Origin of the sequence: Pseudoscardovia radai (genome assembly GCF_002259605.1) — a bacterium.
Taxonomy (GTDB): Bacteria; Actinomycetota; Actinomycetes; order Actinomycetales; family Bifidobacteriaceae; genus Pseudoscardovia; species Pseudoscardovia radai.
In genome coordinates, this window is sequence record NZ_MWWR01000031.1 from 1 (window position 1) to 4,287 (window position 4,287).

Here is a 4,287-nt window from a genome sequence, read left to right on the forward strand (position 1 = left end):
CGCCTCAGTGCCTGACACTGAGGCGATGTCTTCTCTCCTGACGCACTGTCTCCTCCCTAGAACAATGCGATGCATACTGTTCCGTTATGCGTGCAGTCACACTCACTCCATAGGGCATGCAAAAAGCCCCACCGCTCGTAGCGGTGGGGCTTTCGCTAACCCGTTGAGGTCAGGAACCGTGGATCACGGTCCTTACTCGGTCACCTTGGTGTCATCGGTATCGGTCGCATCGGTATCGGTGGTGTCCGTATCGGTGTTCTCGGTATCGGTGTCGGTGGCGTCCGTGTCGGTGGTATCCGTCGCGGACTCGGCGGGCAGGGCGTAGAACGCGGTGCCCTCGTCAACCCAGCCGCTGGACACGAGGGAGTTGACCTCGTTCTCGTCGAGGGTGAAGTGGTGCGCGCCCGTCGTGTCGTTCGGGTTGTACAGACGATGCACGGCCACGCCGAAGGACTCGTCGGCCGCATAGCCGGCCACGCCCTCCTGGAGCCAGCCGACCTTGGCGAGCTTGTCGTACTCGTTCTGGTCGGTCGTGTAATGGTGCACGCCGCCGTTCGGGTTGTACAGGCGCCAGATCGGCTTGTCCGACTTCTCCAGGTAGCGCCAGCTCGAGCCCTCCTGCTGCCAGCCGAGCGCGGCCAGCTGGTCGTACTCGTTCTGGTCGGTGGTGAACAGGTGCTCGCCGGTCACCGGGTTGTACACGCGGTACACGGTCTGCGCCGGGATCGCGGCGACGGTGAGCGTCAGCTCGGCCGTCGCGTCCGCGGCCACGCCGTTGCCGGCCTTGACCGTGAGCTTGAACTCACCGGTCTGGGTCGGGGTGCCCTGGATCTTGCCGTCCGCGTAGGTCAGGCCGGCGGGCAGGTCGCCCTCCACCGTGACCGACGGGGCCGGGGAGCCGGTCGCCGTGATGTCGGCCGAGTACGCGGTGTACTGGGTCGCGGCGGGCAGCTCGGTCGTCGTCACGGCCGCGGCCTCGTTCACCGTGAGCGTCAGCGTCTTCGACGCCGCGTCGCCGATGCCGTTCGACGCGGTCACCGTCACCGTCGCGGTGCCGGCCGCCTTCGGGGTGCCGGTGATCTGGCCGTCAGCGTAGGACAGGCCCTCGGGCAGGTCGGACACGACAACCGTCGCGGCCGGGAAGCCGGCCGTCTCGATCTTCTGGCTGTACGCCTGGCCCACGATGCCGTCGGCCAGGGACTCAGTCACGATGGACGCCGGGGCGTTCACCGTCAGCTCGAAGTCCTTCTCGACCTTCTCGCCGATGCCGTTGGACGCGGTCACCGTCACCGTCGCGGTGCCGGCGGCCTTCGGGGTGCCCGTGATCGCGTTCGACACAGCGTCGAACGCGAGGCCCTCGGGCAGGCCGGACACCTCGACCGTCGCGGCCGGGAAGCCGCTGGTCAGGATGGACTGCGTGTACGCCTGGCCCACCGTCGCGTCGGCCAGGGACCCGGTCTCGATGGACGCCGGGGCGTTCACCGTCAGCTTCAGGTCCTTGGACACGGAACCGGCCTTGTTGGAGGCCTTCACCGTCACCGTGAACGCGCCGGACTCGGCCGGGGTGCCCGTGATCTTGCCGTCAGCGTAGGACAGGCCCGCCGGCAGGCCGGAGACCGTCACGTCCGCGGCCGGGGTGCCCGTCACCGTCACGTAGGCATCGTACGGCGTGTCGATCGTCGCCGCGGCCAGGGACTCCGTCGAGATGGCCGGCGTCTCGTCCACCGTCAGCGTCAGCGTCTTCGGCGCCGCGTCGCCGATGCCGTTGGAAGCCTTGACCGTCACCTTGTACGTGCCGGCCGTCTTCGGGGTGCCCGCGATCTTGCCGTCCTTGTAGGACAGGCCGTCGGGCAGGCCCTCGACCGTGACCGTCGCGGCCGGGAAGCCGGCCGTCTCGATCGGCTGCGCGTACTCCTGGCCCGCGATGCCGTCGGCCAGCGCGTCGGTCGCGATCGACGCCGGGGCGTTCACCGTCAGCTTCAGCTCACGGGTCACAGGGTCGGCCGTGCCGTTCGTCGCGCTCACGACCACCGTGAACTCGCCCGACTCCGTCGGGGTGCCCGCGATCCTGCCGTCCTTGTACCCAAGGCCGGCGGGCAGGCCGGACACATCGACCTTCGGAGCCGGGGTGCCCGTCACCGTCACGTTCGCCGAGTACTCGACGCCCGTCTGCGCCGCGGCCAGGGACTCCGTCGAGATGACCGGCGTCTCGTTCACCGTCAGCTTGAAGGTCTTCACGGCCTTCTCGCCCACGCCGTTCGACGCGGTCACCGTCACCTGGCTGGTGCCGGCCGCCTTCGGAGTGCCCGTGATCCTGCCGTCCTTGTAGGACAGGCCCTCAGGCAGGCCGTCGACCGTGACCGTCGCGGCCGGGAAGCCCGCCGTCTCGATCGCCTGGTCGTACGCCTGGCCCGCAAGGCCGTCCTTCAGGGACTCGGTCACGATCGACGCGGCCGTCGTCACCCTGAGCGTGTACTCCTTCGACGCCTTCAGCTGGCCGCCGGCCGTCGTGGCCGTCACGGTCACCTTGTACTCGCCCGTCCGGGTCGGGAAGCCGGAGATCGTCTTCGTCGGGGCGTAATACGTCACGCCGTCCGGAAGGCCATCCACCGTCACGTCGAGATCAGGCGCGCCCTCCACATCCAGGTCGATCGAATACTTCGAACCGGCCACGGCATCCTGCAGGGACGCCGTATTGATCGTCGGCTGGGTCGCCACATACAGCGTGAACGTCTTCGACGCCGGCTTGTCGCCCACCTGGTTGTCGGCCTCCACCGTCACCTGGTACGAGCCGACCTTATCGGCCGCCACCGTGCCGGAGATCTCGCCGTCCTGGAAGGACAGGCCCTCGGGCAGACCCGTGACAGTGACCGTCGCGGCCGGATAGCCCGTCGTCTCGATCTTCTGCTCGTACGCCTGGCCCGCCACGACCGGCGCCAGCGACTGCGTCGAGACCGCAGCCGGCTCGGACACCTTGATCGCGTACTGCTGGTCAGTGGAGCCCAGCTCGTTCGTCGCCGTCACCGTGAACTTGAGCTCGCCGCCCTTGCTCGGGGTGCCCGAGATCACGCCCGTCTTCGCATCAAGCGACAGGCCGGCCGGAAGATCCTTCGAAGCGAACGTCACGTCGAGGCCCTCGGCCACGACCTGCACGTCCTTGCCCTCCGTGGTCTTGTACTCCGACAGGGTCGAGCCGTCAGGCAGGGACTGGGTCTTGAACACCGGCTTCTCGTTCACGCGGATGCTCAGCGTCACCGACGCCGAACCCTCGGAGTTCTTCGCCGTGAACGTCACCGGATACACGCGCGGAGCCGCCGCCACGGTGCCCTTCACCGTATTCGTCTGCGTATCGAACGACAGGCCCTCCGGAAGCGTCGTGTAATCGATCTGCGGGGCCGGGGAGCCCGTCACCGTCAGCGGCAGGCTGTACTCGGAGCCCACCGTCGCCGGCTTCACGTCCTGCTGCGTCGTCGAGATCACCGGCGTGCCCTTGACAAGCAGGTGCAGGCCCCTGGACACCTCGCCGTAATCATTGGACGCCTTCACGGTCACCGTGAACTCGCCCGCGACGGCAGGCGCGCCCTCGATCGCACCGGTCCCGGCGTTATACGCCAGGCCCTCGGGCAGGCCCGACACCTCGACCTTCGCGGCCGGATACGCGGCCACGTCGATCTTCTGCGAATAATCAACGGCATACGTCGCATCCGCCAGAGCCGCGGTCGTGACCACCGGGGCCGCGTTCACCGTCAGCGTCAGCTTCGTGCTCACCGCCGGATCCACGCCATTGGACGCGGCAACCGTCAGCTCGAACACACCGGACTCGGTCGGCGTACCCGAAATCGTACCGGTCGTCGAATCATAGGTCAGGCCGGCGGGCAGGCCGGTCACATCCGACGAGGAAGCCGCCGGATTGCCCNTGAACGTCAGCTTCGCGCTATACGCGTCGCCGACCTTCGCCGGATCAAGCGCCGTCTGATCAAGCGACAGCGGGGAATCGACCGTCAGCGACGGGGTCAGCGTCAGCGTGCCACCCTCGTTCGTCAGCGTGATCTTCGGGGTGAACAAGCCGTATTCGGTCGGGGTGCCCGAAATCACACCCGTCTTCGCGTCAATCGACAGGCCCTTCGGAAGACCCTCGGCCGCAAACGTCGGGGTGGTGTAGCCGGTGGCGGCAACCGTGCAGTTGTACTCCGTGCCGATCTTGCCGGTGGGGAGTGCGGTCACATCGGAAGCCGGGGCCTCATACACATACATGGCGAAGGACTTCGTGGCGGTTCCCTTGGAATT

At 67.6% G+C, this 4,287-nt stretch carries 1 protein-coding gene; it reads right to left on the reverse strand.

Going from position 1 to position 4,287, the window contains the following annotated elements; genetic code table 11:
* Nucleotides 1–192 precede the first annotated feature (192 nt).
* Nucleotides 193–4,254 (reverse strand): putative Ig domain-containing protein, encoded by a 4,062-nt coding sequence (locus PSRA_RS09020; RefSeq protein WP_476704357.1) that lies wholly within the window; start codon nucleotides 4,252–4,254, stop codon nucleotides 193–195.
* Nucleotides 4,255–4,287: the final 33 nt, after the last annotated feature.